This is a genomic window from Oceaniradius stylonematis, from assembly GCF_965223445.1.
In the GTDB taxonomy this organism is placed as follows: domain Bacteria; phylum Pseudomonadota; class Alphaproteobacteria; order Rhizobiales; family Rhizobiaceae; genus Roseitalea; species Roseitalea stylonematis.
In genome coordinates, this window is the sequence record NZ_OZ244994.1 from 2714719 (window position 1) to 2739046 (window position 24328).

A 24328-nucleotide genomic window follows, 5' to 3' on the forward strand; every position below is an offset into this window, starting at 1 on the left:
CTGGCCAAGGCAGGCGCCCGGGAGGGTAGCAAGGCTGAAGCACGCCCGCGCGCAGCGATCCTCGCATTACCGGAATTCGGTAAAATTGACGGACAGCCGGTAGCTGACGGTATGATTGTCCACGTCGAGTTGGGCTTCGCCGTTGACTGCGGACGGGACCACCCGTTCGAGCACGGTGCGACTGAATCCTTTCTGCGTTTCCGCGTCCTCTGGCTGGACGCGGCGTTCCTCGGTCCATCGGATTTCGGCGACAGGAGTGCTGCCTTCCTGGGTCAGGATGTTGCAGTCGATCCGGATGGTGCCCCGGGAATCGAGGAGCGCGCCGTTCACAAGTGCGTCTGTCACCAGTTCGTGCAGGGCCAGCCCGATATGGACCGCCGCCGACGGCGAGAAAGTGGGATCGTCGCCCGCGATCTCGATGCGGCTTGCCCCGAGCGGCACCACATCGGTCACCTGCAACTTGACCAGTTCGCTGAAACGCGCGCCGCGCCAGTCGCTGTCCGTCACCGCATTCTGCGACTTGGCGAGCGACTGGATCCGGCCGGTGAAGGCGCGTACGAACCCGTCCACGGATCGCGACGACCGCGCGGTTTGCGAGGCAAGGCTCAAAACCATGGCGAGCATGTTCTTGGACCGGTGGGCCACCTCCATCAGCAGCGTCTTGAGCGTTTGTTCGCGAATCTTCTCCTCGGTGATCTCCACCGAGGAGCACAAGAAACCCGACGTCCGGCCAGCCTCGTCACAGGCCGGCCTCACCGTGACTTTCAGGAAGCAATCCTTGCCGTCCGCGGCGACCGACGACAGCGTCTGCAGTTCCAGCGTCACAGGCTGGCCCGATCGTCGGGCATCATCTTTTGCTGTTGCGAACGCGGAAGCGCTGGCGCCATTGAACACATCGGCGTCGCTCAGGCCGACCAGGTCTTTGCGTGCCCAGACCGATTGCTGGTTCTCGAACCATGCAAACCGGCCGTCTGCGGTCTGAAAGAAGATCGTGACAGGCGATCCTTCCAGTGCGATGGCGAGACTGTTGTGATCGGGCTCGTGGACGTTCATGGAATCAGTGGACGAAAAACGGGCGGGAAAACCCGCCCGATTGATCAGTTGTCAGACAGTCGCGCCTCAGACTTTCCGGAAGAAGCGGAAAGCCAGGCTGACGACGAACAGCACCAGAAACAGGAAGAAAAGAACCTGCGCGATGCCGGCCGAGGCGCCGGCGACGCCGCCGAACCCCAAGACGCCGGCAACCAGTGCCACGATAAGAAACATGAGTGCCCAACCAAGCATGATGATCCTCCTTCGATGTGATCACCTGTCTAACGGCTTGAGCGCGCATCGGGTTCCGCCCATGGCGCGGCTTACGCCGCCTTTTTTGATGATTCGTCGAAAAAAAGTGCCTGGCTGATCAGTGCCGAGACCATGGCCGGCTGGAACGGCTTGGTGACGAGATAGGCCGGCTCGGGGCGCTCGCCAGTCAGCAGGCGTTCCGGATAGGCGGTGATGAAGATGACCGGCACCTCGACCGACTGCAGGATCTCGTTGACGGCATCGAGGCCCGAGCTGCCGTCGGCCAGGTGAATGTCGGCAAGAACGATACCCGGGCGCTCCTTGCCGAAGAGCGCCACCGCTTCGGTATGGGTGCGCGCGATACCGGTGACCCGGTGTCCCAGATCCTCGACCATCGCCTCCACATCCATCGCGATGAGCGGTTCGTCCTCGATGATCAGGACGCTGGTCGCCACTTGTCCCGCAATGTCTCGAGCGGCCTGTTCCAGCAGTTCGTCCGCCTTTCCGGCCTCGATGCCGAGAATCTGTGCGGTTTGCTTGGGCGAAAACCCCTCGACCGCTGTCAGCAGAAAAGCCTGGCGGGCCATGGGCGCGATAGCCTGCAGATTGCGCTCGCCGCGGGCCTGTTCGGCCGGTACATCCGGGTCCGCCTTCAGATTGATATCGACCGAGGACCACAAATCGAGGAACGATTTGTACAGTGCGAGCTTTACATCATCGAGATCGGGAAAATTGGCCCGGTCGGCCACCAGTGCCTCCAGCAAGGCGGCGACATACGTGTCGCCGGCGCGCTGGGATCCGGTGAGCGCCCGCGCGAAGCGGCGCAAAAGAGGGACATGGGGTGAAATCTGTGCGGCTAGCGACATGTGAACTCCCTGCCGGCTCTTGAGAGATGAACGGTATTTGAACGCGCGCGAGACAAAGTGGTTCCATTTTTTCGGAACTTTTTTGCCAACGCGGCGTTCCGGGATAGATGGATTGAGGAAAGATGCAATCAATGGGCTTGGCAATGGACACATCGAAAGACGGAAAGGCCCGTCCGCTCAACGAGATGGCTGTGCGGCAGATCGGGAAAAAGTTACGGGAATCGTTCGACGAGGTCGTCAAGGAACCGGTCCCCGACCGGTTTGCGGCCCTGTTGGACGAACTTGAAAAGTCCGAAGGACAGCAGGGCCAGGACCAATGACCGCTCATGCGGACTTCAAGGCGGATCTGCTGGGCGCCATTCCCAATCTGCGCGCATTCGCCCTGTCGTTGACCGGAGCCGGCGATCGGGCGGACGATCTCGTCCAGGAGACGCTGGTCAAGGCCTGGCACAAGCAGGCAAGTTTCCAGCCCGGTACGAACATCAAGGCATGGCTCTTCACCATCCTGCGAAACGAGTTCTACTCGCAGATGCGCAAGAAGGGGCGTGAGGTTTCGGATGCGGAAGGCACGCTGACCGAAGCCATGGCGGTTCATCCCGACCAGATGGGAAAACTCGATCTGGCCGACATGCAGCGGGCTTTGCAGATGCTGCCCGACGACCAGCGCGAAGCGATCATCCTGATCGGCGCGTCGGGCATGAGCTACGAGGAGGCGGCCGAGGTTTGCGGCTGCGCGACGGGCACCGTCAAGAGCCGGGTTTCGCGCGCCAGGGCCCGCCTGGCGGCCATTCTCGACATCGATGACGCGTCGGAGTACGGTCCGGATGCAGTGGCGACCCATGTAATGGCGAAAACGGCCTAAGTGTCGTTCGATCTGGCGCCGAGCGCATCGCGAAAAGCCTGGCCGACCTCTTCGGCGCCAAACGGCTTGCGCAAAACGGCGTCGGCATTTGCCACCAACGGATCCTTTTCCGGGTCGCCGTCCGTCGTCATGACGATCAGTTTTCCGCCGGTTGAGCCAAAGAATTCGGCGACGCTGCGACGCTCGCCATCGGCCGACCGGTAGTCGACAAAGCAAACATCGGGAGAGACGACATTTTCCAGCATGTGACGCAGCGCCTCGCGAACCCGCAGAACGAGGACATGACGGGCGCCCAGATCATTGGCGATCTGTTCGACATCCATGGCGATCAGCATCTCGTCCTCGATGATGAGAACGGTTTTGTCGGCAAGCAATTGCGGCATGGCCATCGGGTTCAACATGGGGAATCATTCCCCTTACCGTTCCTGGGAGCGGTCTCATTACCCGCTCCGCATCCGCCCGTCTTTAAACTTTGACATATCGCAGCGAGCAATGACGAAAGCCATGAGCGCATCACCCGACACATCGGCACCCTCACGCACCCGAAAGATCGCCTGCGAGGCATGTCCGCTCCGCGAGAGCGGCCGGTTTCGCGATTTCACCGAACAGGAAGTGTCGTTCGTTTCCGGTTTCAAGCGGGGCGAACTGACAGCGGAGGCCGGATCGACGATCTTCGTGGAAGGCAGCCACAGCCCGCACCTCTACACGGTGATTTCGGGATGGGGCTTTCGCTACAAGACGCTCGAAGACGGCCGGCGGCAGATCCTGAACTATGTGTTGCCGGGCGATCTGGTGGGCCTCCAGGGCACGCTGCTCGGCGAGATGGAGCATTCGCTCGAATGCCTTTCGGACATGGTGCTGTGCATGTTCGAGCGCGACCGGCTCGGCGACCTCTACAAGTCCAATCCCGCTCTCGGCTTCGACATCACCTGGCTGGCTGCCCGCGAGGAGCAAATTCTCGACGAGCACCTGCTGAGCGTCGGCCAGCGCAGCGCCCTGGAAAGAGCGGCCTATCTTCTGGCCTACCTGCACGACCGTGCGAGCCGGGTGGGCCTGTTCAAGGACGCACCGGAGATCTCGCCGCTGACTCAACAGCATGTGGCCGATACGCTCGGCTTGTCACTTGTGCATACAAACAAGACGCTGCGCAAACTGCAGGATCGGCAGGCAATCCGTTGGAAAGAAGCCGGCTTCCGTATCAGCGACATCGCCAGGTTGAAGGACATTGCGCGATGGGACGGACTTCCGGACGGTATGCGGCCGTTCATCTGAGCGGCGCCGCAGAGCGCTCGCAGGCGTGAGGGGGGCAGCCGCGGCAAAGAGCGGTCACCGCCGCGCCAGGTAAAGGTCACATGAAAGCTCAGGAAAACGCCCGGCGGATTGTATCCCCGCCGGGCGCGTCGTTTTCGGCGCCTGTCGTGCCGGTCAGCCGAGTCGCCGTCCGGCTATCGCGTCCGTTTCCGGACCGCCTGCTGCGTCGCTTTTCACCGCGTCGATGGCCAGTTCGATGGCCCGCAGATTCGCCGGCTCGTCGCCGGCCATGCCTTCGTTGGCGGCGCGCTGCTTTTCGATAGCGTCGAGTTTCATTTTCTCAAGACGGTCCAGCTTCTGCTGCTCCGACCAGTCGCCGCGTTCGACGATCTGTTCCGGCGTCAGGTCCTTCTCGACGCCCAGGGCGCCACCGACGATGGATGGGTCTTGATTGGTTGACATGACGTCACCTCCGCTCAGACCGCTGCGCGGCGTCCGCCCTTGGGTCCGAAGATGAACCACAGGATCAGGCCGATCACCGGCAAAACGAGAATGAGGACGGTCCAGAGTGCCTTTGCCCCCGTGGACGCGCTCGATTGAAAGGTGCTGTAAATCGCCCATACCATGGCGATCAGCAGGATGAGGCCCAAAAGGCCGCCGACTTCGATACCCATCTGTCTTACTCCGTAATCAGCGAGCGCCACATCCAGACGACCTGCTCATGGTAGGTCATCCGCCCGACCAAAAGGTCGTGGGTGACAAAATCGCTCATTTCCTCGGCCATGTCGGCCGCTTCGCGCATCTTGCGGATGGCCGCTTCGTGATCGTCGATGAGATCGGCGACCATGTCGTGTGCCGACTTGGCCGATGCGTCCATCGAAACCACCGCCTGGTTCGGACCGGCCGCATCGGCGATCGGCGCCTTGTGCCCCAGGGCGCGGATGCGTTCGGCGATATCGTCGGCTGCCTGAAACAGGTTCGTGTACTGCTCCTCGGTCATGTTGTGGATCGCGTGAAACATGGGGCCGACGACGTTCCAATGATAGATGTGCGACTTGATCACCAGATAGTAGGTGTCGGTCAGGATGGCCGACAGCGCCTGGGCGATCTTCTCGCGCGCGGCCTCGTCGATGCCGGTGGAAACGGGTTCATCGCTCAATTCGGGTTTGAGGGCAGCTTGTGCCATGAAAACAGCTCCTTCTCTTGAGTTTGTTGCAGGTTGAGGCCGAAATTCGGCCGTCGATCAGACGCCGGGTTCGCCGATGTCGGCGCTCACCGGGTCACGGTCGAAAAGGTCGAGCGCCAACGCGCTCGCGCCCGCCAGCACCATGGCGGCGAGCAGGATGACAAGTACGCGGCGGCCGCGGCCGCCCTGGCGTGCTTGACCAGAATCAATCGTTTTCATCACAACTCCTTCGTCCGTCTGTGAGCGGACGAGGAGACAACGCATGATCCGGCGGATCGTTCCGCCGCGTTCACACCATTTCCTGCGGAATGAGGATGTGGCGCTTGGCGAAGCGCCGTGTCTTTTCCAGCGGGAAGGGTACGATGCCGGTGCCGTTGGCTTCGGCACCAGCTATCCGGCGCGCGTCGGCGATGGTGCGCCAGTGTCCGAACGCGCCTGCGGGATCGTCGACAGGATCGGGTGTCGGCGTATCGCCCCCGATATGGGCGCGCCACAACGCTTCGCGCAAACTGGCGGCAAAGGTCGCGTCGCGGGCAACGATCCCGGCTTCGGTGTCCCATCGCATTGAACGGCCGTTGAGATTGGCCGAGGAGACGATCGCGGTGTCGTCGTCGGCGATGGCGACCTTGGAATGCACATAGACCATCGACTTGCCGTAAAGTGCGTCGCGCTCGATCTCTTCCTCGCGCGTCCGGTCGTTGGTGATGCAATAGGCCGCGAAGCGATCGCCAAAAAGGTCCGTCAGCCGGTTCAGCGACCGCATCTGCAGCCATTCGCCGTAACGTTGGACGCCCGATTTCTCGCCCTCGTAGGCGATCACGTCGGGTGCGCCGGGCAGCAGCAGCATCGCATGCAGAGCGCGGTTGCGCCCGAGTGCCGCGATCAGGCCGTCGCGGATGGTCGAAGAGCGGAAGAACTGGCTCTCCAGATAGACATAGCGGCGGGCACGGGCGATCAGGTCCAGATGGGCCCGTTCGAGTTCGCACAGGTCGGCCACCGGGCCGAACCGGAACGGGCTCCGGCCTGGCCGGGGCAATGTTGCCGCCACCGCCATGCCCTTCTCTGGCGTTGCCGGCTTTGGCTCCCCGGTTCGGGGCACGCTTCGTTTTTCGATGGCGGCGAACCGCAGCGGGCAATCGGGGTTCATGGCGACGAATGTCGGCGCATGGCTGGCCCCTTCGGCCCGCACGATGTTCCAGCACCGGTCAAAATGGTCCGCCAGGTCCGATGCCGTGCCGCCGGCGACGCCGACGCTGACATCGTGCCAGGTTTCCGGTGCCGACCGGTTGTGATCGGGGTCGTCATAGCGGCGCTCGTCGATGTCGAGCCCGCCCACGATGGCAAGGCTTTTGTCGGCGACCAGGAATTTCTGGTGCAGTGTCGCGGTGAAGTTGCGCCGTGGCGGCCATCGGGGGATCCGGTCGGCCCGTCCGGCAAGTCCCGGCGGCAGGTTCCGCCCCTTGCGGCGAAACTGGGAGACGATGCGCGCCTGCTTGACGCGTGCCACAGGCCATATCAGCGTCCTGAGCGCCATCCCGCTCTGGCCACCCGGGTGGGCGACGAGGACGGTCAGATGCGTCCGGGCGCCGTGCGGCAGCGGCTTGACGGCGTCGGCGAGCAGGCGCAGCCGCTCCCAGACCGCCGCATGCATTTCCGGCGCGCCCACCGGATCGAAATCGTTGAGCAGCAACCGCGTCCGCACGCCGCGCCGCAGCGCATCGGCGATCAGTGCGCCCCAGTCGCCGATGTGCCGCGAATGCGCCGCGGAAGACCGCGTCTTGGTGCGCGGCGAAAAGATGTGCAGCGCCAGGTCGAGCCGTTCGCGCGCTTCAAGGACCAGCTCCTCCATGGCCGGGAAGGCCTGTTCTGCGGTCACCAGCGGTTGCGCACTGGTCAGTTCGTCCGTCACACGCGCGCCTCGCATTGCCTTTTACCCCGCTGCAACTACTATATGGGGCGAAGGGTTCCGTCAGTCGTGCGGCATCACGATTTCATGAAAGGTGTGCCATGGGGCAACTCGCCGATGGTCTTGACGACAGAAACCCGATCGCCGGCTCGCCACCTGACGCCGGATCATTCGCAACGCAATCGCTGGACATGACCCCCTCGCCGACCTTCGAGCGCCTGTCGATCGAGGACAGGCACCGGCTCGCGCTGCGCTATGCCGGCCTGGCCACCTGGGCGTGGGATGTGCGCACCGACCTCGTGGACGCCGACCAGGCGACCTACCGGTTGTTCGGCCTGTCGGATACCGGCAACTTTACCGCCACTGAATTCATCGGCTCCATCCATCCCGACGACCGCCTCGGCGTCAGCGAGGCTTTGAACGAGACGATCGAGACCGGGGTTGTGTTCGACTGCCGGTTCCGCGTCACGCACCAGGACGGGACCGTGAAGTGGCTGCGCGGCATCGGCGAGGTCCACAGGCGCTACAAGGACGGAAAGGCGTCGGTCATCATCGGCCTGAACATGGATATCACCGCGCTGGTGGAGAGCGAGGAACGGCTGGAGGCAGTGGTCAGCGAAATGCGCCACCGCATCAAGAATTCGCTGGCCATGGTCAACTCTCTCGCCGCGGCGACGGCGCGGGAGACGGACGCGGTCGATGCGTTCGTGGAGCGGTTCAGGGGCAGGATCGACGCGCTTGCGGCTGCGCAACGTGCGATCGGCACGACAGGCGATACGCATTTGGTGGATCTGCGGTCCGCGGTGGAGGGGGCAATGGGCCCGTTCACAGATACGGCCGACTGGAGCCGCCGTATCCGCACGGACATCGTCGATGTCGGCGTGACGCCATCGCTGGGCCAGGCTCTGGCCCTGACAATCTATGAGCTGGCAACCAATGCCATCAAATATGGCGCCCTGCGTTTCGACGACGGCACGATCGTGCTGCGCTGCATGCCCGATGACAGGGCCGGACTGCTGACCATCGAATGGACGGAGACCCATGTGGGGGACCAGATCGCCATGCGGGCCCAGAGCACCGGGTTCGGCTCCAAGCTCATCGACCGGCTGATACGGGCCGAGCGTGGGTCGATCGAGCGCGGGCCGACCGAAGACGGCTATCGCGTAAGGCTCGCCTTCCCGCTCGACGTCAACTCCTAGGTGCCGGATCAACCCTGCCGTTCGGGCAGGCGATCGGCGCGGTCCGCGATGACGGTGCCGTTCGACGTTCCGTAAAGCGGGTCGACGACCAGCTCGCCGTTGGCGGCGAAGAACCATTTGAACCGCATGTCCGCCGTTGCGCTGGCGGGATCGACAGCCACGCATTTGCCGACGGCCATCGGATGGGTGTCGACATTGCGGGCAGCGCTCTCGAGCCCGGCTTCGCAAGTCGTCCGATCCTCAAAGAGTTCGGCATGTGTATCGACCGGGCGGCACACGTCCAGCTGATGGCCGCATCCCATCATGAACAGGGCAAAGACAGCATTTTCCATTTCGGCTCTCCTTCGCGTTGATAACGGAAAGGGCCGTCAAACGGTTCCCGGTGACCCTGCGAAACATCTGATGAGAGGGCGCGGAACGCAAATGCCAGGCTCGGCGTTAAAGAGAAGTCCGCCCGGCATCACAACCGCGAAATTGCTTCAGCCGGGCGGGTGAGTTTAGCAACCCACAAGGGAGACTATCATGCTGAAACGCCTTATGACCACTACCACCGCCCTGGTCACACTGGGCAGCGCTGCGGCCTTTGCCGCGGAGGCGGGCACCGACGCGACACGCGGCGTCTTCGACCGCGAGATGGCGGCAGACGCGTCCACCTTCTACGATGCCGACGCGGCCCACATGCTCGCCACCAATCTGATCGGCTCTTACATCTACAACGGCACCGGCGATGACGCCGAAAGCATCGGCGACGTCAACGATGTCGTCTTTTCGACGAGCGGCGATGTGATGGCCGTGATTGCCGGCGTCGGCGGCTTTTTGGGCATCGGCGAAAAGGAAGTGGCGATCTCCATCGATCAATTGAGCTGGCGGGCCGGACCGGACGGCGAGCGTTGGCTGGTCGGCGATCTGACCGACGAGCAGCTCAATGAAGCTCCCGGCTTCGACCGCTCGGTTCTCACCAACCGCGAGCAGGCGATGATGACCGATGACCGCGGGGCCGAAGAAGAGACCATGGCGGCGGCCGATGCCAACGCCGAGGCCGAGAACATGACCGAAACGGAAACCGCCGCCGAAAGCGACCCCATGCCCGACACCGAAACCGCGATGGCCGGCGACGATCGCGACTATGTGCCGATCGTCGAGGCCTCGTTCGAGGCTGACCGTCTGATCGGCATGGACGTTCATGGAGCCAACGACGAGGATGTCGGCGAAGTCGGCGATGTGCTGATCGGCGGCGACGGCCAGGTTCAGGCCGTGATCATCGATGTGGGCGGATTCCTCGGCCTTGGCGAGAAGCCCGTTGCCGTGTCGCTCGAAAACCTCATGATCGCGCGCGCCGAAGGTGCGTTCGACTGGTCGGTGATCAAGACCAGCCTGACGGCCGAGCAGCTTGAAAGCCATCAGGCATTTTCGCGCTCTGGTTATGAGAACGATCCCGACGCGGTGATCCTGGTCGCCCCGGCGATGTAACCAGAAGAGAGGCCGCGCCCCGTTTGACGGGGCGCGGTTCTGCCAATGATCGGATATGACAGCTACCTGTTCCGCTCGCTTGCGACGATTGCGCTTCTGATCGCCATCGTCGCCGCCTTGTCTTTGGCCAAGGCCGTTTTCATTCCGATCTTCGTGGCGCTCTTGCTGGCGATTCTTCTGCACCTTCCGCTGGCGGCGCTGCAGAAGGCCGGCCTGCCGCGCTTTGCCGCCGCGATCGTGATGATCGCCATCCTGTGTGGCGCTTTGGTGCTGTTCGCACTGTTTGTCTCCGCGCCCGCCCGCACTCTGATCCAGGATTATCCGCAGATGATCGGCGAGTTGCGCGGCAAGGTGTTCAGCCTCCAGACATCGCTTGCCGAGGCGCAGAAGGTCGGCGAAGCGATCGTCGATGTCGGCAAGGAGGTGGGTGGCGCTCTTGAGGGCGAAGCAACCGAGGTCGAGCAGGTGGTGGTGCGCGAGGGCAATCTGTGGATGCAGATCGCATCGAACTTCGCCGGCGGCCTGGGCAGCATCGCGGTGACGCTGACGATTTTCGGCTTCATCTTCGCCATCCGAAACCCGTTCCTCACGCTGGCGACCATTCCTGCAAGCACGATGGCCTCCAAACTCGATGCCGCGCGGTTGTGGAAAGGCGTCGAGAGCGATGTCAGCCACTATTTCTTCGTAACGACATTGATCAACATCGGTCTTGGCACGGTGGTCGGGCTCGTCCTTTGGGCGCTCGATGTGCCGATGCCGATCTTCTGGGGATTCGTCGTCGGCGTGCTCAACTATATGCCGTTCGTCGGTCCGACGATCGGTGCGGCCTTGCTTCTGGCGGTCAGTATCGTCCAATTCGGCACGATCTTTCAGATGCTGATGCCGGCAGCGGCCTATCTGGTGATCAATTTCATCGAGGCCAATTTCGTCACGCCCAACATGGTGGGACGCCGCGTCAACATCGCGCCGCTGGCGATCATCCTGTCGCTGTTGTTCTGGGGCTGGCTCTGGGGTTTTGCCGGCCTTCTGGTCTCCATTCCCATGCTCGTCGTCCTCAATGCCGTCGCCGAGCGCGTCGAGGCCCTGTCGGCGCTCAACCGCATGCTGACGCCGCGGGCCCGCCGTGATGGGCGCATTGCAGCAAATCTGTATGGAACCCGTTCGCGGGCGGCGCGTTTAGCCCGCGAAAGGAGGGTCCTATGACCGCAACCGCTACCAAATCCACGGGCCGGAGCAAGGCGCGCAGCAGCGCCTCGACGACCAAGTCCGAGAATCTTGGCGCCGAGATCGCAGCCTTGCGCGAGGAGGTCGCCGCCGTGACGGACCGCCTGAGTAAGGTGGCCGGTGCCGGTGTCCGAGAAGCCAAGCAACGGGGCGACGAATCCGCGATGGCCTTGCAGAAGACCAGCGATCAGCTCATCGACGACCTGACGCGCCAACTCAACGAGATCGAGGTGAAGGCCGGTACCGCCGTGCGGCAGCACCCGATCCAGGCGCTGGGCATCGCCGCGGGCATCGGTTTTCTCGCCGCCATCCTGATGCGCAGGTAACATGATCACCGCGCTGACAACGATCACGCAATTGACCGCAGCCGATTTCAAGCGCCGCAAGCAGCGCTGGATTTCGGCTGCGGCGTTCTATGCGGTGGGCGGCATCGCCGGCCTTTTCGCCGTCGGCTTCGGCGCGGCCGCCGGAACCGTGGCGATCGCGCGCAGCTACGATCTGCTGGTCGCGCTGGTCATCATGTCCGCCATCTTCCTGGCGATCGCGGCGCTGGCCGTTATCGTCAATGCCGCCCTCGCAGCGCGCGCCCGTCGCCGCAATTCGCGATCCGCCGCCGTCAAGAGCGCGGCGCTCGCCACCGGCCTCGTCGCCATTCGCCGTTCGGGCACCACCGCGCTGCCTCTGATCGCCGCGATCGCGGGGCTCCTCCTCGCCAGCCGGCTGGTCGGCGAAGACGAGGCAGGCGACGAATAAACCCCTGAATTCCGGAGAAATCATTGGAAGACCAAGGCAATACCGAGGTCGTCGGCGCCCTGTCCGACGAAGTCGAAAACGCATGGGGAACGTTGGCAACGCTGGTCGACGGTTTTTTCGCCATGCTCCCCAAACTGGCGATCGCGCTCGTCGTGTTCGCGTTGTTCTATCTCGTCGCGATGGGCGTTCGCCGTATTGTCCGGAGGGTCGCCAGCACCAAGAACCATGATGGCCTTGGCAACGCGCTGGGACGTCTGGCGCATCTGGGCGTCGTCTTCGCCGGTTTCCTGGCCGCTGTCGGCATTGTTGCGCCAAGCGTCGGTGCCGCCGAACTCCTTTCGGTCCTGGGCGTCGGCTCGGTGGCGATCGGTTTTGCTTTCCGCGACATATTGCAGAACTTCCTCGCGGGCATCCTGATCCTGCTGCGCGAGCCTTTCAGCCGGGGCGACTGGGTCCAGCTTGGTGATCATGAGGGCATTGTCACGGCGATCTCGACACGCTCGACATGGATCCGCACCTTCGACGGCCGCGACATCGCCATTCCGAACGGCGAAGTGTTCACCAATGCGATGACGGTGGTCACGCGCACGCCCACCATCCGCGCGCAGTACGAGTTCGGCGTCGCCTACGATACCGATCTCGATCGGGCGATGGCGGTCATCCTTGATGCCATCGGCTCGTTCGACACGGTACTCGACGATCCGGCGCCCGACGCCGGCGTTGCCGATCTTGCCGGTTCCTCGGTCAACATTCGCGCCCGCTGGTGGACGACCAATGACGATTTCTACCGAACCAAGCTCGATGTGATCAAGGCTGTCAAGGAGGCGCTGGACGATGCGGGAATCGACATTCCGTTCCCGCAGCGCCAGCTCCTGTTCGATCCGCAGGAACCGCTGCCCATCGCGCGGCAGCGGCAGGGGCAGGCGGCGGAGTGACCGCACCGGAGACGTGCCAGAACACAGCCGGTCGAACCCAGGCGGCTCCCAGGGGGTCGCATGGCTTCGTTGTCGTGGTCCTTTCATTCTGCAGAGATCAGAATCTTGTTTGGTGGGCGACCGGCACACGATCGGGGCGTCAGACCGGATCCCAGGGAAGCAGCAGCAGTCAACGCACCGGCCAGGATCCCGTCAGCGTTTCGATGTATTGACCGAGCTCGCCTTCGGGGAGCCGGTCGGCGTGTCACGGATGCGTCGTTGCGCGACGGCGCGCCAGCGGCCAGCTTCAAAGAGGGCTGCGCCGGCTGGTCGGCTTTCTTATGATGTTGCACCGCCGGTGTCGGCTTTCATGGCGTTCAGTTCGGCGATTTCGGCCTCGATCCGGTCACGCTGGCCGATCAGCGCATTGCGATCGACGTCGGTCCAATGGGTTCGTTCCAGAACCCGGTCGAGCTGTTCGAGTACCCGCTTTTCCCCGTCGATCAGGCCCGGAATGACGTCCGCGCCCAGCCCGTCGATCATGCCGCGGGCCACCATCACCGACCGGTGCACCCATGACAACCAGGACCCGTCGGGATCGGGTTCGCCGCCATGGGCGACCAGGATGCGTGCCGTCTGCTCGGCACAATCGCGATGCATGTCCGACAGCCGGCGCAGAACCGGGTCCATTGTCGCATCGGCGTTTTCCAGGCCGGCATCGTACCCGTTGGCGGCGTCGGTGTGGCGGACCTGAAGGGTCGCCAGTTCGGACAGCCGCTCGTCTCGCTTGATTTTCGGATCGTCCGGGGGCTGCATCATCATGTTGGTGGTCTTTCAATTGTCGTACGGTCGCTTACGGCGGGGCGTGCGCCCCGCCGTGCAGGCCGGTCTGCCGATCAGTTCAGGATGACTTCGGCAATGCCGACGGCCACATTGACGCCCTCGGTGACCGAAACGCTGACCGGCTGCAGCGCGAAGGACGTGTCCGAGCCGCCGACCAGCACATTGGCGCCCAGGCCGGCGGCGAAGGCCGCCGATGCGGTGGCGCCCGTGTAGGTGCCGGTCAACGCGCGGGGCTCGTAGACGTCCTCCTCGGCAGCCACAACCGTCCACAGGATGACGGCTTCGCCCGTCACGCCGACATCGATGCCGTACTTGTTGATGACACCGGTGTAGGTTTCCTCGGCGAAACTGTCATTGGCCGGCGTGAAGGTGCACAAAAGGTCCTTGGACGAACCGAAAATGAAGCCGGTTCCGTCATCGACCTGGCAGACCAGTTGGCCCAGTTGCACGCCGGCAGTCTGAGCGGCGGCAGGCGTGGCGGCGATGGCCGCGGCCCCCACGAGTGCGGCAAGTGTGGCGTTCTTGAAGGTCATCGAAGTTTTCCTCTCGATTGATTGCCGGATGGCATCCGGCTTGGTCAGAAGGCAGGAGCCTCCGGCTGGGGTGTTACTGCTGGCCCTCGGCGGCAGGCAGTTGGACGTCGATGTCGACCGAGCGCTGCGTCTCGAAGACGCCGCCGGTCAGAAGAAAATACCCGCCAAGGAGCAGGATCACGGCCAGAACGGCGGCGATGAACCATCCTGCCCCTCCGCCTCCGGTGCGAATAACTGTCGTGTCATGTTCTTTTTGCGCCATCGCGATATACCTCCGCGCGAAGTGGTTGCCGTCGCGTAACAAACGCCCGTGTGACCACATCGGTTTCATGTTATCGCGCAAAAAATGCCTATGGATGCGTGGCCGGCAGGTCGGGACGGCCCACCCTAACCGCTCGGGTGTTTGGAAGTTGGAACGCGGCGCGGATTGGGCCCGCTGCGGAGAGGGGCAGGCCGGGCCGGACATATGAAAAGCAAGGACGGAGCCTCCGTCCTCTGGTCACTCCTCGAAGACCAGCCCGTCCGGTTCGGCACCCAGTTGTTTGAGCGCGTCGTTGACATCCTCGACCATTTGCGGCGGGCCGCACACATAGAATTTCTGCGACAGGTCGTCGATCGAGCGCTCGAGGAAAGCGCGGTCTATGCGTCCGGTTTCGTGCTGCGTTCCTTGCTCTTCGCTCAATATGTGGGTGACGTCGAGGCCGGCCATCGCGTCGAGTTCGGCCTGCGGGAAGATGTCGCGCTCGGTCCTGTTGGCCAGCAGCAGTCGATGGCCGGCCAGCCGGCCCTGCCGTTGGAGATCACGCAGGATCGCGATGAACGGTGTCACCCCGGCGCCGCCGGCAATGAACGTGCCTTCACCCCTGTGGGCGATGGTGCCGAACGGCTCGTCGATGATCAGCATGTCGCCGACGATCAGACGCGCAAGCTGCTCGGTCACGCCACCATGATCGGGATAGCTCTTTATCATGAACTGAAGCCGGTCGTCGCAGGGCAGAGATGTGAAGGTGAACGGGCGCTTCTCGTCTTCCCATCCTTCCTTGCCGATGGAGACATCGACGGCCTGACCGGGCTCGAAGACGAGCCCTTCCGGCTTTTCGAGATCGTATTGGAAGACGTTGCGCGCCAATGGCGTTATGGCAGTGATCTTCAGGCGATGGATCATGCGGTTTCCTCGGTGTTGGTACGAACGATCCGGCTCCGCTCAGGCGTTACCCTTGCCCAGATCGCGCTCTGCACGTTCATCCTTGTCCAGCTTTTGGAAACTCTCGATGACGCCGTCCGTCTCCTGCTTGACGTCGGGTACCGCCTTCCGCTGGTTGCGGACATCGGATTGATCCTTTGCCTGCAACCGATTGTTGCCCATCTCGTCGGACGCCAGATCGCTGCGGGTGAGTTTCGTCGTTTTGCTATCGGGTTTGGCCATCGCCAGTCTCCTCATGTCGATTGTTGGTCGGATGTGTTCGCTCGCACATTGGATCCGCCGTATCGGCGGCCAGCGTGTCCGCCACATAGGCGTTGCGCTGACCCATCGGCCGGTCCGGCCCCACAGTGGTGTCCTTTCGCGTGCGCCATTCCAGTTCGGCGTTGAGCGCCGCGCCCGAGACCAGGACGATGGCCGAGACGTACAGCCACAGCATGAACACGGCGGCCGCGGCGATGGAGCCGAAGGTCGCGTCGTAGCGGCCGAAATTCTCGATGAAGAAGGAAAGGGCGGCCGAACCGAGCAGCCACAGCGCCGTCGCCAGGATCGCGCCGGGCACCACCCAGCGCGTTTCGGGCGACCGCCGGTGGGGCGCATTGCGGAAAAGCAGCAGCACAGCCACCCACAGCACGACCGCGACCACCGGCCAGCGCAGCCACAAAATGGCGCTTTCGCGGGATTCGGCGAATGGCCAGATGAGCGCAAGCGTCGGCAGCACGGTCACGGCGATGAGCAGGATGCCGAGCGTGACGAAGGCGCTGACGGTCGCGATGAACGAGGTGACGGCACCGGCAACAAAGCCACGTGTATCGGTTTCCCGATGCGCCTTGGTGATCGCGAAAATCAGCGCGTTCATGCCGCGCGAACCGGTCCACAGTGCGATCGCCAGGCTGACGGCCAGCCCGATGCCCAGCTTGGTTTCGCGAGCGGCAAAGGCAGCCGCCTGTTCGGTGATGACGGTCGTGATCTCGACCGGCAAGGCGATGGCGATCGCCAGGTTTGCGTCGGCGATCGCCAGCGGGTTGGCGATCAGGCCGAACAGCGAGACCGCCGCGCTCAGGGCGGGAAAGACAGACAAGAAGCCGAAAAACGCCACGCCGGCACACCGCAAGCTGACATCCATATCGGCCGCCCGGGTCGCCGTTGCCTTCAGGGCCGACCACCATGCGCGCGCGCTGAGCCGGCGCGGCGATGTTGGCGCGTCCCGGTCAAGCGATGCTGCGGCACCGAGGCCAGTGTCGCCCGGAACCGCCGATCGTTGCGCCATGCTCAACTTTTGCTGGTTGGTATCGGCCACGCGCTGAAAACGCATTGCCGGCGTTATGGTTCCCTGCTCGGCCATGGCGCCGGTTGCGGCGTCGCATGTGCAGACGGCAGCATCCGGGCAAGAGGGCGTCCCACCGCTTGGTCATGAGAGCACGAACAACGCCCGGGCCTCTCAAAGCGGCAGCGAGGTCGTGTACTTCATCTCCTCGAGAATGACCGTGCTCTGGATTTCCTGGACGCCGGGAAGCATGACCAGCTTCTCGCGCAGCAGCGTCTGGAAATGGTCCATGTCGCGCACCACGACGCGAACATTGAAATCAAACTCGCCAAGCATGAGCTGGATCACCTGCACCTCGGGGATCAGCATTGCGGCTTCCTGAAACACGTTCAGCGCCTGGCGGCCATGCTCGGTCAGCTTGATCCGGACCAGAACGATAACGTCGAAACCGAGCTTCTTGCGGTCGAGCTGGATGGCCTTGCCGCGGATAATGCCTTCCTCTGTCAGCCGGCTGATGCGCCTGGAACAGGGTGATTGCGACAGTCCTACCCGCTCCGCGATCTCCGAGACGGTCAACGATCCGTCCTCCTGCATCACACGCAGAATCCGGCGATCCGTATCGTCAATGTGAGGCATCGCACATGCTCATAATTGGAAAATCAAGCACATAGTATGTTCAATTAGTATGCATATCAAGATAATCAGGCAAGAATTTGCTCCATACCGACCATAACATGCGGCTGACAGGCGGGAGGGCAACATGTCAGCATGCATCACCGGATGGGCACATTCACGGTTCGGCAAGTCCGAGGCCGTCGATGCCGAGGCGCTGATCGCCGAGGTCGCTGGTCCGGCCATTGCCGACGCCGGGCTGGAGCCGGCAGACATAGACACCGTCATTGTCGGTGCCTTCAACAACGGATTCGGGCGGCAGGATTTTCTGGGTGCGCTGGTTGCCCTTGCCGTGCCGGAATTGCGCCATGTGCCGGCTGTTCGCGTGGAAAACGCCTGCGCCACCGGCTCAGCGGCCATCCATGCGGGTTTGCGCGCGCTGGAAAGCGGGACGGCGCGGCATGTTCTTGTCGTCGGCGTCGAGAAGATGACAGCAACGCCGACCTCCGAAGTGGGCGAAATCCTGCTCGGCGCATCATATCACAAGCAGGAAGCGGGCGTTCAGGGCGGGTTCGCCGGCGTCTTTGCCGGGATCGCCCGCGCCTATTTCCAGAAATATGGCGACAAGAGCGACAGCCTGGCCCGGATCGCGGCCAAGAACCACCAGAACGGTGCAAAAAACCCCTGTGCGCACATGCGCAAGGCATTGGACTATGAATTCTGCCGGCAGGTGTCCGACAAGAACCCGCTCGTTGCCGACCCGCTCAGGCGCAGCGATTGCTCGCTGATTTCCGACGGCGCGGCGGCGCTCGTTCTGACCGGCACGGAGACGGCACTTCGTACGGCAAGCAAAGCCGTTCATTTTCGTGCGGCCGAACAGGTCAACGACTATCTCCCGTTGAGCCTCAAGTCGGCAACCGTGTTCGAGGGCGCGGCACGCGCATGGTCGGCGGCCCGCACCGCCGCTGGCGTCACGAACGAGGATCTTTCGTTCGTCGAGACCCATGACTGTTTCACCATCGCCGAACTGATCGAGTACGAGGCGATGGGTCTGGCCGAGCCGGGCGAGGGAGCCCGCGTCATCGACGAGGGCATTTCGGCGCGCGACGGGCGCTTGCCGGTCAACCCGTCCGGTGGCCTCAAGTCCAAGGGTCACCCGATCGGCGCAACCGGCGTGTCGCAGCATGTCATGGCAGCGATGCAGCTATGCGGCGATGCCGGCGAGATGCAGCTCGATGCGCCCCAACTGGCCGGCGTCTTCAACATGGGCGGTGCTGCGGTCGCCAATTACGTCTCCATCCTCGAGCGTCTTCGCTAGAGCTCCGGTCATGCAGCGCGTCTCGAACCGAGTGATGAATCTGGGTGACCTGCTCACCGAAGCGGCCCGCCGTTATCCCACGGGCCAGGCGATCGTCAGCGGTGATCGCGTCTGGACGTGGGCGGAAATGGACGCCCGCGTCGATGGGGCGGCGAACTCGCTGTGCAAGCTGGGTATCGGCCGTGGCGACAAGGTGGTCGTTCACGCGCGCAACTCGAACGAAATGTTCGAGACGATGTTCGCCATCTTCAAGATCGGCGCCGTCTGGGTGCCCACGAACCATCGCGTCGTGCCCGATGACGTGGCCCATATCGCCAAGACAACCGACGCGTCGGCCGTCATCTACGATGAGGCTTTTGCCGGCCATGCCGATGCGGCGCTTGCGGCCGGTGCCAGGCTGGCCATCTGTATCGGCAAACCGCGGCCGGGCGAATACCGTTATGGCGATCTGGTGCGCGCGGGTCACGGCAACCGGTTCCATGCGGCGCCTGTCGAGCGTGACGATCCCTGCTGGTTCTTCCTGACCTCGGGCACGACGGGAAGCCCCAAAGCGGGCGTGCTGACCCACGGCCAGATGGCATTCGTGATCAACAACCACCTTGCCGATCTGATGCCCGGCATGACCGAGGCGGACCGTTCGCTCGTTGTCGCGCCGCTTTCGCATGGCGCCGGAATCCACCAGCTGGTTCAGGTGGCGCGCTGTGTCGGCACCGTCCTGTCCGATCCCGGCAGCCTCGATCCGGCTGCCGTGTTCGCACTGATCGAGAAGTACCGGATAACCAACATCTTCACCGTGCCGAGCATCCTGTCCGCATTGGCCGAGCACGAAGCGGCCGACCGGTTCGACCACACCAGCCTGCGACACGTCATCTATGCCGGCGCGCCGATGCTGCGAGCGCATCAGAAACAGGCCCTGCGCAAGCTCGGCCCCTGTCTGGTCCAGTATTTCGGATTGGGCGAGGTGACCGGCAACATCACGGTCCTGCCGCCGCACCTGCATGCGGTCGAGGACGGTCCGGAGGCGCGGATCGGGACCTGCGGCTACACGCGGACATGCATGCGGATCGAGATCCAGGATGCCGAAGGGCGCCGTCTGGGCCCGTTCGAAACCGGCGAGATATGCGTCATCGGGCCGGCCGTGTTCAGCGGGTACTACAACAATGACACCGCCAATGCCGCCGCCTTCCGGAACGGGTGGTTCCGCACCGGCGATGTCGGCCATCTCGATGACGAAGGCTTCCTGTACATCACCGGGCGCCAGTCCGACATGTTCATCTCGGGCGGCTCGAACATCCATCCGCTGGAAATCGAAGAGAAGCTGGCCGCCCATCCCGATGTCTGCGAGGTCAGCGTCGTCGGGATTCCGGACGACAAATGGGGCGAGATCGGCGTGGCGGCGATCGTGCTGCGCAGCCCGGATGCCCCGCTGCCCGACCTGAAATCCCACCTGACCGGAAAGATCGCATCCTACAAGATCCCCAAGCGGTTCGAGCGCTTCGAACAGCTGCCGCGATCGGGCTACGGAAAGGTGACGAAGAACCTCGTCAGGCAGGCGCTTCTGGAGCGACTGCAGGCCGAGGACGATCTGGCGGAGGAGGCGCGATGATCGCCGATGTCGCCACGCGCTTTGAGCCGCGTTCCATGCGCCACCCCGGTCCTGCCGCAGCATTGCGGCTCGTGACCGCCAGCGAACCGTCGGCGCGGGCTGCCATTGTCGCGCTTCCGGCGGGCATCGATCTTCTGACCGGTCTGGTCGATGCCGCCGGCGACGCGCCAGCCGCCGTGTTCACGCTCCTGTCGGGCGCGTTTTCACAGTGCGTGCACTGTCTCGCCGCGTCCGATGCGACCGGGCATACGGTTGCGACCTATTCGGGCTGGATGAGCTTCACCGACACGATGGTGCTTGGCGGCTCGGCAACCATCGGATGGTCTGTCGATGGCACCCGCATGGTTCACAGCCATGCATGGTTTTCACTGCCGGCGACCGGTGCGCTTGGGGGCGGGCATCTCGACCCGGTTCGCTGCATCGTTGGCGCCGAGGGGCTGCGGCTGCGCGCGACCATCTTCGAGCGGATCGACGTGCGGCAGGCGCCCGACGCCGAAACCAACCATGCCGTGTTTGCGCCCGTCACCATCGGGGAGGCGGCTTGATGGGCGGGTTTGTACGCGCCGAGGCGGGTTCGGTGGGGCGCGTGGTCTATGGCCGCGTCAGGCCAAACGAGGATTTGGTCGAGGCCGTCGAGGCGGTCTGCGACGAGGCCGGAGTCCTCAATGGCTTCGTGCGCGGCAGCCTGGGCAGCCTCACGGACGCCTGCGTGGATTGCGGTGACGGATCGGAGACCGTGGTCTACGGCCCTGCCGTCGAAGTGGTGGGCCTTGCGGGTGAAGTCCGGGCGGCCTCCGGCGGAAAACCGGTGGCCGTCCTGAACGGCATGATCGCAGGACCTGACGGCCGCATCGGCGGCGGGCGCTTCGTGCGCGGCAAGAACCTCGTATGCGTGACGTTCGAACTGGCCATCGAGGAGTGGCTCGCCGCCGATGGCGGCCGAAGTCCGGGTGCTCCGGCATAGCACCGACAGCTTTTCAACAAGGGAGGAAGACCATGAAGTCCATCAAATCACACATGCGCCTCGCGGCGCTCGCCGCTGCGGTCAGTGCAACGACACTGGCGCACGCACAGACGCTGGAAATGACCAGCGTCTATCCCGGCACATTCCCGATTATCGGCGAGATCGGTCAGGAAATCGGCAAGCGCATGGACCTGATCAGCGGCGGTGACCTGTCGCTCAACTTCAACGAGCCCGGCGCGCTCGTGCCGGCGCCCGAGGCGTGGGATGCCGTCTCCACCGGTGCCGTCGATGCCGCCTGGTATTCACCGGGCTTCGCGCAGGGCATCATTCCGTCGGCGGCGATGTTCACCTCCGTGCCGTTCGGCCCCGAGGCCCCCGAATATCTTGCCTGGTACTATCACGGTGGCGGCCAGGAAATCTGGGAAGAGATCTCCGCCGGCCACAACGTCAAGCCGGTCCTGTGCTCGACGATCCCGCCGGAGGCATCGGGCTGGTTCCGCGAACCCATCGAAACGCTCGATGACCTGCAGGGCAAGAAGATGCGCTTCTTCGGCCTTGGCGCCCGTGTGATGGAAAAGCTCGGCGTCTCGGCCCAGACCCTGCCGGTCGGCGACACCGTTCCGGCACTCGAACTGGGAACGATCGATGCCGCGGAAATCTCGATGCCGGCCCTCGATCTCGCTCTCGGCATGAACAATTATGCCTCCCACTACTATTTCCCGGGCTGGCATCAGCAGACCTCGCTCTTCTCTCTGCTGATCAATCTGGATGTCTGGAACGATTTGGGCGAGCGCAATCAGGCGATCGTCAACGAAGTCTGCCGCTCGGCCGTCACCGAATCGATCGCCTGGGGCGAGGCGATCCAGTTCGACGCGCTGGCGCAGTTGCAGGAGCAGGGCGTGACGCTGCACACCTGGTCTCCGGAGATCCTCGAAGCGATGCGGACGGCATGGCTCGAGGTCGTCGATGAACTGTCCGAAGACGCCGACTTCGCGCGGACGTGGGCTTCCTACAGCGAATTCCGAGAGAACTACGCCATCTGGCGCGATCTCGGCTATCTGCGCTGACGCCTCGCTGATCCGCATGCTGCCCCTTCCGGCCGAACGGTCGGGAGGGGCCCAAGCGACCGGACGGACCCATGTTTCAGACAATTGCGCGTACATGTGCGGCCCTTCCGCGCGCGGGCCATTTCGTCGGCGGCTGGCTGTTGCTCGGCTTGGCCTTCGTCATCGGCTACGACGTGGTCGGCCGGAAGTTCTTCAACACCGGATCGACCCTGCTGCAGGAACTGCAATGGCACCTGCACGGCGCGGCCATGCTGCTCGGTTTCGGCGCGACCTATCTGAAAGACGCGCATGTCCGTGTCGATCTGTTGCGCGAGAGTTTTCCGCAGCGGACCAAGATCTGGCTTGAAACGGCCGGTATTGTCCTGTTCCTGATCCCTTATCTCGGGTTTCTGCTTCACTTCTCGATCGACTACGCGCTGCGGGCCTGGGCGACGGGCGAGGGCTCGGTCGGCGGCAGCGGGCTTCCCAACCGCTGGATCATCAAATCGTTCCTGGCGATCGGCTTCGCGCTCGTGATCCTGTCGGCATTGTCGATCCTGGCACGCTGCATCGACGCGCTGCGATCCGGCGGCAAGACGCCGGACACTCCGTTTTATCCCGATCCGTAGCCGCTCGCGGCGCCACCTGAGGACTTTGGCATGTTTGCTGAATGGCTGCCCATCATCATGTTCGTCAGCCTCGCGTTGTTCATCTTCTCGGGCCTGCCCGTCGCGGTCGTCCTGGGCGGCGTGTCGCTGGTCTTTGCCGGGATCGGGCTGGCGATGGGCGAGATCCGCTTCGTCCACCTGCCGCTGCTGATCAACAGGATATTCAGCGGCATCGTCGCCAATCCGGTCATGGTGGCGGTACCGATGTTCGTCGTCATGGGCACGCTCTTGGAGAAGAGCGGCATCGCCGAGGACCTGCTGGATGGGCTTCAGACGCTGATGCGCCGCGTCCCGGGAGGTCTTGCCTTGTCGGTGACGCTGATGGGGACCATCCTGGCCGCCTCGACGGGGATCATCGGCGCATCGATCGCCATGCTGACCCTGCTGGCACTGCCGATGATGCTGCGCAACAATTATGCGCCGTCGCTGGCGACGGGAACGATCGCCGCATCGGGAACGCTTGGGATTCTCATCCCGCCCTCGATCATGCTTGTGATCATGGGCGACCTCTTGACGATCTCGGTCGGCAAGCTGTTCATGGCGGCGCTCGTTCCGGGGCTGATCCTGTCGGGTCTCTACCTGGTCTATATCGTCACGATCAGCTTTATGCGGCCCAAGCTTGCGCCCCGCGCATCGACGCCTTTGACCGATGACGAGAAACGGGCGCTTGCCCGCAAGCTGGCCTACGGCTTCATACCGCCCGCGCTTCTGATCGGCCTGGTTCTCGGCTCGATCCTCGGCGGTTGGGCCACGCCGACGGAAGCGGCCGGCGTGGGCGCGCTCGGAGCGCTTGCGCTCGCGCTTTTCCGGCGCCGTCTGAGCCTGCCCGGCCTCAACCAGGTTCTGGGCCGCTCGCTGACCACGGTTTCCATGATCTTTTTCATCTTCGTCGGCGCGACCGCGTTCAGCTATCTGTTCCGCCGCTTCGGCGGAGAGGAGCTTGTCCTGTCGCTCATCGACACGGGAGTGCTCGGGCCGTGGAGCATCCTTGGCATCCTGATGCTGATGGTCTTCGTCATGGGCTTTTTCTTCGACTGGATCGAGATCACGCTGATCGTGTTGCCGATCTTCGCGCCGATCGTGCAACTGCTCGACTTCGGCGATCACGTTGCATCGGTGGATACCGTCTACTGGTTTGCGATCCTCATTGCGATCAATCTGCAGACGAGTTTCCTGACGCCCCCATTCGGCTTTGCGCTGTTCTACACCAAGGGGACGGCGCGCGATCTGGTCACGATCGGTGACATCTACCGCGGCATCGTTCCGTTCGTGCTGCTGCAGCTGATTGCGCTCGCGCTGGTGCTGGAGTTTCCGAATCTGGCGCTGTGGCTGCCAAACCGGCTCTTCAACTGACG

33 protein-coding genes are annotated in these 24328 nt (G+C 63.5%); 16 read left to right on the forward strand and 17 right to left on the reverse strand.

Annotation, left to right across the window (positions count from 1 at the left end; genetic code table 11):
- Positions 1 to 66: 66 nt before the first annotated feature.
- From ACOQOU_RS13370 to ACOQOU_RS13380, 3 genes are all read right to left on the reverse strand, one after another.
- The gene (locus tag ACOQOU_RS13370; RefSeq protein ID WP_306025254.1) at positions 67 to 1053 is read right to left on the reverse strand and encodes a PAS domain-containing sensor histidine kinase; all 987 of its coding nucleotides are present in this window, start codon (positions 1051 to 1053) and stop codon (positions 67 to 69) included.
- 66 nt (positions 1054 to 1119) lie between these two features.
- Positions 1120 to 1284, reverse strand: coding sequence for a DUF1328 domain-containing protein (locus ACOQOU_RS13375; RefSeq protein ID WP_109766517.1), 165 nt, complete (start codon positions 1282 to 1284; stop codon positions 1120 to 1122).
- Between the two features lie 71 nt (positions 1285 to 1355).
- Entirely contained in the window at positions 1356 to 2150 is a 795-nt protein-coding gene (locus ACOQOU_RS13380) for a response regulator (RefSeq protein ID WP_306025255.1), read from the reverse strand.
- Positions 2151 to 2293: 143 nt separating this feature from the next.
- Here ACOQOU_RS13380 and ACOQOU_RS13385 point away from each other — a divergent pair, with 143 nt between their 5' ends.
- Positions 2294 to 2470, forward strand: a complete 177-nt coding sequence (locus ACOQOU_RS13385) for a NepR family anti-sigma factor (RefSeq protein ID WP_420578732.1) — start codon at positions 2294 to 2296, stop codon at positions 2468 to 2470.
- Complete coding sequence (locus tag ACOQOU_RS13390) at positions 2467 to 3012, forward strand: sigma-70 family RNA polymerase sigma factor (protein WP_109766520.1); 546 nt, start codon at positions 2467 to 2469, stop codon at positions 3010 to 3012. Before ACOQOU_RS13385 ends, ACOQOU_RS13390 begins: the two co-directional genes overlap by 4 nt.
- On the opposite strand, the gene ACOQOU_RS13395 is transcribed toward ACOQOU_RS13390, so the two are convergent.
- Positions 3009 to 3413, reverse strand: coding sequence for a hypothetical protein (locus tag ACOQOU_RS13395; protein ID WP_306025256.1), 405 nt, complete (start codon positions 3411 to 3413; stop codon positions 3009 to 3011). The two genes, ACOQOU_RS13390 and ACOQOU_RS13395, sit on opposite strands and share 4 nt — an antisense overlap.
- A 103-nt stretch (positions 3414 to 3516) precedes the next feature.
- Here ACOQOU_RS13395 and ACOQOU_RS13400 point away from each other — a divergent pair, with 103 nt between their 5' ends.
- A complete protein-coding gene (locus tag ACOQOU_RS13400) occupies positions 3517 to 4284 on the forward strand; it encodes a Crp/Fnr family transcriptional regulator (protein WP_109766674.1) in 768 nt (255 codons plus the stop codon).
- A gap of 153 nt (positions 4285 to 4437) precedes the next feature.
- Here ACOQOU_RS13400 and ACOQOU_RS13405 read toward each other — a convergent pair whose 3' ends face one another.
- From ACOQOU_RS13405 to ACOQOU_RS13425, 5 genes are all read right to left on the reverse strand, one after another.
- Entirely contained in the window at positions 4438 to 4725 is a 288-nt protein-coding gene (locus tag ACOQOU_RS13405; protein WP_109766522.1) for a hypothetical protein, read from the reverse strand.
- A gap of 14 nt (positions 4726 to 4739) precedes the next feature.
- Positions 4740 to 4937 (reverse strand): PLD nuclease N-terminal domain-containing protein, encoded by a 198-nt coding sequence (locus tag ACOQOU_RS13410; RefSeq protein WP_109766523.1) that lies wholly within the window; start codon positions 4935 to 4937, stop codon positions 4740 to 4742.
- A 5-nt stretch (positions 4938 to 4942) separates the two neighbouring features.
- Positions 4943 to 5449, reverse strand: coding sequence for a Dps family protein (locus tag ACOQOU_RS13415; protein ID WP_306025257.1), 507 nt, complete (start codon positions 5447 to 5449; stop codon positions 4943 to 4945).
- A gap of 57 nt (positions 5450 to 5506) precedes the next feature.
- Complete coding sequence (locus tag ACOQOU_RS13420) at positions 5507 to 5668, reverse strand: hypothetical protein (RefSeq protein ID WP_158585229.1); 162 nt, start codon at positions 5666 to 5668, stop codon at positions 5507 to 5509.
- Between the two features lie 70 nt (positions 5669 to 5738).
- The gene (locus ACOQOU_RS13425; protein WP_306025258.1) at positions 5739 to 7373 is read right to left on the reverse strand and encodes a phospholipase D family protein; all 1635 of its coding nucleotides are present in this window, start codon (positions 7371 to 7373) and stop codon (positions 5739 to 5741) included.
- Positions 7374 to 7456: 83 nt separating this feature from the next.
- Between ACOQOU_RS13425 and ACOQOU_RS13430 the strand changes: the two genes are divergently transcribed.
- Complete coding sequence (locus ACOQOU_RS13430) at positions 7457 to 8554, forward strand: sensor histidine kinase (protein WP_306025259.1); 1098 nt, start codon at positions 7457 to 7459, stop codon at positions 8552 to 8554.
- 8 nt (positions 8555 to 8562) lie between these two features.
- Here the strand turns inward: ACOQOU_RS13430 and ACOQOU_RS13435 are convergent, their stop codons facing one another.
- The gene (locus ACOQOU_RS13435; protein WP_109766527.1) at positions 8563 to 8886 is read right to left on the reverse strand and encodes a hypothetical protein; all 324 of its coding nucleotides are present in this window, start codon (positions 8884 to 8886) and stop codon (positions 8563 to 8565) included.
- A gap of 190 nt (positions 8887 to 9076) precedes the next feature.
- Between ACOQOU_RS13435 and ACOQOU_RS13440 the strand changes: the two genes are divergently transcribed.
- The 5 genes from ACOQOU_RS13440 to ACOQOU_RS13460 are packed head-to-tail and all read left to right on the forward strand — an operon-like array spanning position 9077 to position 12936.
- On the forward strand, positions 9077 to 10024 hold the full coding sequence (locus ACOQOU_RS13440; RefSeq protein ID WP_109766528.1) for a PRC-barrel domain-containing protein: 948 nt from the start codon (positions 9077 to 9079) through the stop codon (positions 10022 to 10024).
- A gap of 45 nt (positions 10025 to 10069) precedes the next feature.
- Positions 10070 to 11227, forward strand: a complete 1158-nt coding sequence (locus tag ACOQOU_RS13445; RefSeq protein WP_306025260.1) for an AI-2E family transporter — start codon at positions 10070 to 10072, stop codon at positions 11225 to 11227.
- Entirely contained in the window at positions 11224 to 11574 is a 351-nt protein-coding gene (locus tag ACOQOU_RS13450; protein WP_109766530.1) for a DUF883 family protein, read from the forward strand. The genes ACOQOU_RS13445 and ACOQOU_RS13450 overlap by 4 nt, the downstream gene beginning before the upstream one ends.
- A 1-nt stretch (position 11575) precedes the next feature.
- On the forward strand, positions 11576 to 12001 hold the full coding sequence (locus ACOQOU_RS13455) for a hypothetical protein (RefSeq protein ID WP_109766531.1): 426 nt from the start codon (positions 11576 to 11578) through the stop codon (positions 11999 to 12001).
- A gap of 23 nt (positions 12002 to 12024) precedes the next feature.
- Positions 12025 to 12936 (forward strand): mechanosensitive ion channel family protein, encoded by a 912-nt coding sequence (locus ACOQOU_RS13460; RefSeq protein WP_306025261.1) that lies wholly within the window; start codon positions 12025 to 12027, stop codon positions 12934 to 12936.
- A gap of 318 nt (positions 12937 to 13254) precedes the next feature.
- Here ACOQOU_RS13460 and ACOQOU_RS13465 read toward each other — a convergent pair whose 3' ends face one another.
- The 7 genes from ACOQOU_RS13465 to ACOQOU_RS13495 form a co-directional block, all read right to left on the reverse strand.
- Complete coding sequence (locus tag ACOQOU_RS13465) at positions 13255 to 13737, reverse strand: DUF2383 domain-containing protein (RefSeq protein WP_306025262.1); 483 nt, start codon at positions 13735 to 13737, stop codon at positions 13255 to 13257.
- A 74-nt stretch (positions 13738 to 13811) separates the two neighbouring features.
- Positions 13812 to 14291 (reverse strand): DUF992 domain-containing protein, encoded by a 480-nt coding sequence (locus ACOQOU_RS13470; RefSeq protein ID WP_306025263.1) that lies wholly within the window; start codon positions 14289 to 14291, stop codon positions 13812 to 13814.
- Positions 14292 to 14364: 73 nt separating this feature from the next.
- A complete protein-coding gene (locus ACOQOU_RS13475; RefSeq protein WP_109766535.1) occupies positions 14365 to 14553 on the reverse strand; it encodes a hypothetical protein in 189 nt (62 codons plus the stop codon).
- Between the two features lie 237 nt (positions 14554 to 14790).
- Positions 14791 to 15456, reverse strand: coding sequence for an FAD-binding oxidoreductase (locus tag ACOQOU_RS13480; protein WP_109766536.1), 666 nt, complete (start codon positions 15454 to 15456; stop codon positions 14791 to 14793).
- A 39-nt stretch (positions 15457 to 15495) separates the two neighbouring features.
- Complete coding sequence (locus ACOQOU_RS13485; protein WP_306025264.1) at positions 15496 to 15717, reverse strand: hypothetical protein; 222 nt, start codon at positions 15715 to 15717, stop codon at positions 15496 to 15498.
- The gene (locus ACOQOU_RS13490; RefSeq protein ID WP_306025265.1) at positions 15701 to 16762 is read right to left on the reverse strand and encodes a YihY/virulence factor BrkB family protein; all 1062 of its coding nucleotides are present in this window, start codon (positions 16760 to 16762) and stop codon (positions 15701 to 15703) included. Before ACOQOU_RS13490 ends, ACOQOU_RS13485 begins: the two co-directional genes overlap by 17 nt.
- A gap of 171 nt (positions 16763 to 16933) precedes the next feature.
- On the reverse strand, positions 16934 to 17395 hold the full coding sequence (locus ACOQOU_RS13495; protein ID WP_109766539.1) for an Lrp/AsnC family transcriptional regulator: 462 nt from the start codon (positions 17393 to 17395) through the stop codon (positions 16934 to 16936).
- 124 nt (positions 17396 to 17519) lie between these two features.
- Here ACOQOU_RS13495 and ACOQOU_RS13500 point away from each other — a divergent pair, with 124 nt between their 5' ends.
- The 7 genes from ACOQOU_RS13500 (at position 17520) to ACOQOU_RS13530 (ending at position 24326) form a co-directional block, all read left to right on the forward strand.
- Positions 17520 to 18689, forward strand: coding sequence for an acetyl-CoA acetyltransferase (locus ACOQOU_RS13500; RefSeq protein ID WP_306025266.1), 1170 nt, complete (start codon positions 17520 to 17522; stop codon positions 18687 to 18689).
- 10 nt (positions 18690 to 18699) lie between these two features.
- Positions 18700 to 20295, forward strand: a complete 1596-nt coding sequence (locus ACOQOU_RS13505) for an acyl-CoA synthetase (protein WP_306025267.1) — start codon at positions 18700 to 18702, stop codon at positions 20293 to 20295.
- On the forward strand, positions 20292 to 20840 hold the full coding sequence (locus tag ACOQOU_RS13510; protein ID WP_306025268.1) for a hypothetical protein: 549 nt from the start codon (positions 20292 to 20294) through the stop codon (positions 20838 to 20840). Before ACOQOU_RS13505 ends, ACOQOU_RS13510 begins: the two co-directional genes overlap by 4 nt.
- A complete protein-coding gene (locus ACOQOU_RS13515; RefSeq protein WP_306025269.1) occupies positions 20840 to 21259 on the forward strand; it encodes a PCC domain-containing protein in 420 nt (139 codons plus the stop codon). The genes ACOQOU_RS13510 and ACOQOU_RS13515 overlap by 1 nt, the downstream gene beginning before the upstream one ends.
- Before the next feature lie 32 nt (positions 21260 to 21291).
- A complete protein-coding gene (locus ACOQOU_RS13520; protein ID WP_196780343.1) occupies positions 21292 to 22326 on the forward strand; it encodes a TRAP transporter substrate-binding protein in 1035 nt (344 codons plus the stop codon).
- Positions 22327 to 22397: 71 nt separating this feature from the next.
- Complete coding sequence (locus ACOQOU_RS13525) at positions 22398 to 22934, forward strand: TRAP transporter small permease subunit (protein WP_109766544.1); 537 nt, start codon at positions 22398 to 22400, stop codon at positions 22932 to 22934.
- 30 nt (positions 22935 to 22964) lie between these two features.
- Positions 22965 to 24326, forward strand: a complete 1362-nt coding sequence (locus ACOQOU_RS13530) for a TRAP transporter large permease (RefSeq protein ID WP_306025270.1) — start codon at positions 22965 to 22967, stop codon at positions 24324 to 24326.
- Positions 24327 to 24328 lie beyond the last annotated feature (2 nt).

Coding starts and splice junctions, on each gene's coding strand:
- ACOQOU_RS13370 (WP_306025254.1), bottom strand. CDS start 1,053: ATGAACGTCCACGAGCCCGATCACAACAGTCTCGCCATCGCACTGGAA.
- ACOQOU_RS13375 (WP_109766517.1), bottom strand. CDS start 1,284: ATGCTTGGTTGGGCACTCATGTTTCTTATCGTGGCACTGGTTGCCGGC.
- ACOQOU_RS13380 (WP_306025255.1), bottom strand. CDS start 2,150: ATGTCGCTAGCCGCACAGATTTCACCCCATGTCCCTCTTTTGCGCCGC.
- ACOQOU_RS13385 (WP_420578732.1), top strand. CDS start 2,294: ATGGACACATCGAAAGACGGAAAGGCCCGTCCGCTCAACGAGATGGCT.
- ACOQOU_RS13390 (WP_109766520.1), top strand. CDS start 2,467: ATGACCGCTCATGCGGACTTCAAGGCGGATCTGCTGGGCGCCATTCCC.
- ACOQOU_RS13395 (WP_306025256.1), bottom strand. CDS start 3,413: ATGTTGAACCCGATGGCCATGCCGCAATTGCTTGCCGACAAAACCGTT.
- ACOQOU_RS13400 (WP_109766674.1), top strand. CDS start 3,517: ATGAGCGCATCACCCGACACATCGGCACCCTCACGCACCCGAAAGATC.
- ACOQOU_RS13405 (WP_109766522.1), bottom strand. CDS start 4,725: ATGTCAACCAATCAAGACCCATCCATCGTCGGTGGCGCCCTGGGCGTC.
- ACOQOU_RS13410 (WP_109766523.1), bottom strand. CDS start 4,937: ATGGGTATCGAAGTCGGCGGCCTTTTGGGCCTCATCCTGCTGATCGCC.
- ACOQOU_RS13415 (WP_306025257.1), bottom strand. CDS start 5,449: ATGGCACAAGCTGCCCTCAAACCCGAATTGAGCGATGAACCCGTTTCC.
- ACOQOU_RS13420 (WP_158585229.1), bottom strand. CDS start 5,668: ATGAAAACGATTGATTCTGGTCAAGCACGCCAGGGCGGCCGCGGCCGC.
- ACOQOU_RS13425 (WP_306025258.1), bottom strand. CDS start 7,373: ATGCGAGGCGCGCGTGTGACGGACGAACTGACCAGTGCGCAACCGCTG.
- ACOQOU_RS13430 (WP_306025259.1), top strand. CDS start 7,457: ATGGGGCAACTCGCCGATGGTCTTGACGACAGAAACCCGATCGCCGGC.
- ACOQOU_RS13435 (WP_109766527.1), bottom strand. CDS start 8,886: ATGGAAAATGCTGTCTTTGCCCTGTTCATGATGGGATGCGGCCATCAG.
- ACOQOU_RS13440 (WP_109766528.1), top strand. CDS start 9,077: ATGCTGAAACGCCTTATGACCACTACCACCGCCCTGGTCACACTGGGC.
- ACOQOU_RS13445 (WP_306025260.1), top strand. CDS start 10,070: ATGATCGGATATGACAGCTACCTGTTCCGCTCGCTTGCGACGATTGCG.
- ACOQOU_RS13450 (WP_109766530.1), top strand. CDS start 11,224: ATGACCGCAACCGCTACCAAATCCACGGGCCGGAGCAAGGCGCGCAGC.
- ACOQOU_RS13455 (WP_109766531.1), top strand. CDS start 11,576: ATGATCACCGCGCTGACAACGATCACGCAATTGACCGCAGCCGATTTC.
- ACOQOU_RS13465 (WP_306025262.1), bottom strand. CDS start 13,737: ATGATGATGCAGCCCCCGGACGATCCGAAAATCAAGCGAGACGAGCGG.
- ACOQOU_RS13470 (WP_306025263.1), bottom strand. CDS start 14,291: ATGACCTTCAAGAACGCCACACTTGCCGCACTCGTGGGGGCCGCGGCC.
- ACOQOU_RS13475 (WP_109766535.1), bottom strand. CDS start 14,553: ATGGCGCAAAAAGAACATGACACGACAGTTATTCGCACCGGAGGCGGA.
- ACOQOU_RS13480 (WP_109766536.1), bottom strand. CDS start 15,456: ATGATCCATCGCCTGAAGATCACTGCCATAACGCCATTGGCGCGCAAC.
- ACOQOU_RS13485 (WP_306025264.1), bottom strand. CDS start 15,717: ATGGCCAAACCCGATAGCAAAACGACGAAACTCACCCGCAGCGATCTG.
- ACOQOU_RS13490 (WP_306025265.1), bottom strand. CDS start 16,762: ATGGCGCAACGATCGGCGGTTCCGGGCGACACTGGCCTCGGTGCCGCA.
- ACOQOU_RS13495 (WP_109766539.1), bottom strand. CDS start 17,395: ATGCCTCACATTGACGATACGGATCGCCGGATTCTGCGTGTGATGCAG.
- ACOQOU_RS13500 (WP_306025266.1), top strand. CDS start 17,520: ATGTCAGCATGCATCACCGGATGGGCACATTCACGGTTCGGCAAGTCC.
- ACOQOU_RS13505 (WP_306025267.1), top strand. CDS start 18,700: ATGCAGCGCGTCTCGAACCGAGTGATGAATCTGGGTGACCTGCTCACC.
- ACOQOU_RS13510 (WP_306025268.1), top strand. CDS start 20,292: ATGATCGCCGATGTCGCCACGCGCTTTGAGCCGCGTTCCATGCGCCAC.
- ACOQOU_RS13515 (WP_306025269.1), top strand. CDS start 20,840: ATGGGCGGGTTTGTACGCGCCGAGGCGGGTTCGGTGGGGCGCGTGGTC.
- ACOQOU_RS13520 (WP_196780343.1), top strand. CDS start 21,292: ATGAAGTCCATCAAATCACACATGCGCCTCGCGGCGCTCGCCGCTGCG.
- ACOQOU_RS13525 (WP_109766544.1), top strand. CDS start 22,398: ATGTTTCAGACAATTGCGCGTACATGTGCGGCCCTTCCGCGCGCGGGC.
- ACOQOU_RS13530 (WP_306025270.1), top strand. CDS start 22,965: ATGTTTGCTGAATGGCTGCCCATCATCATGTTCGTCAGCCTCGCGTTG.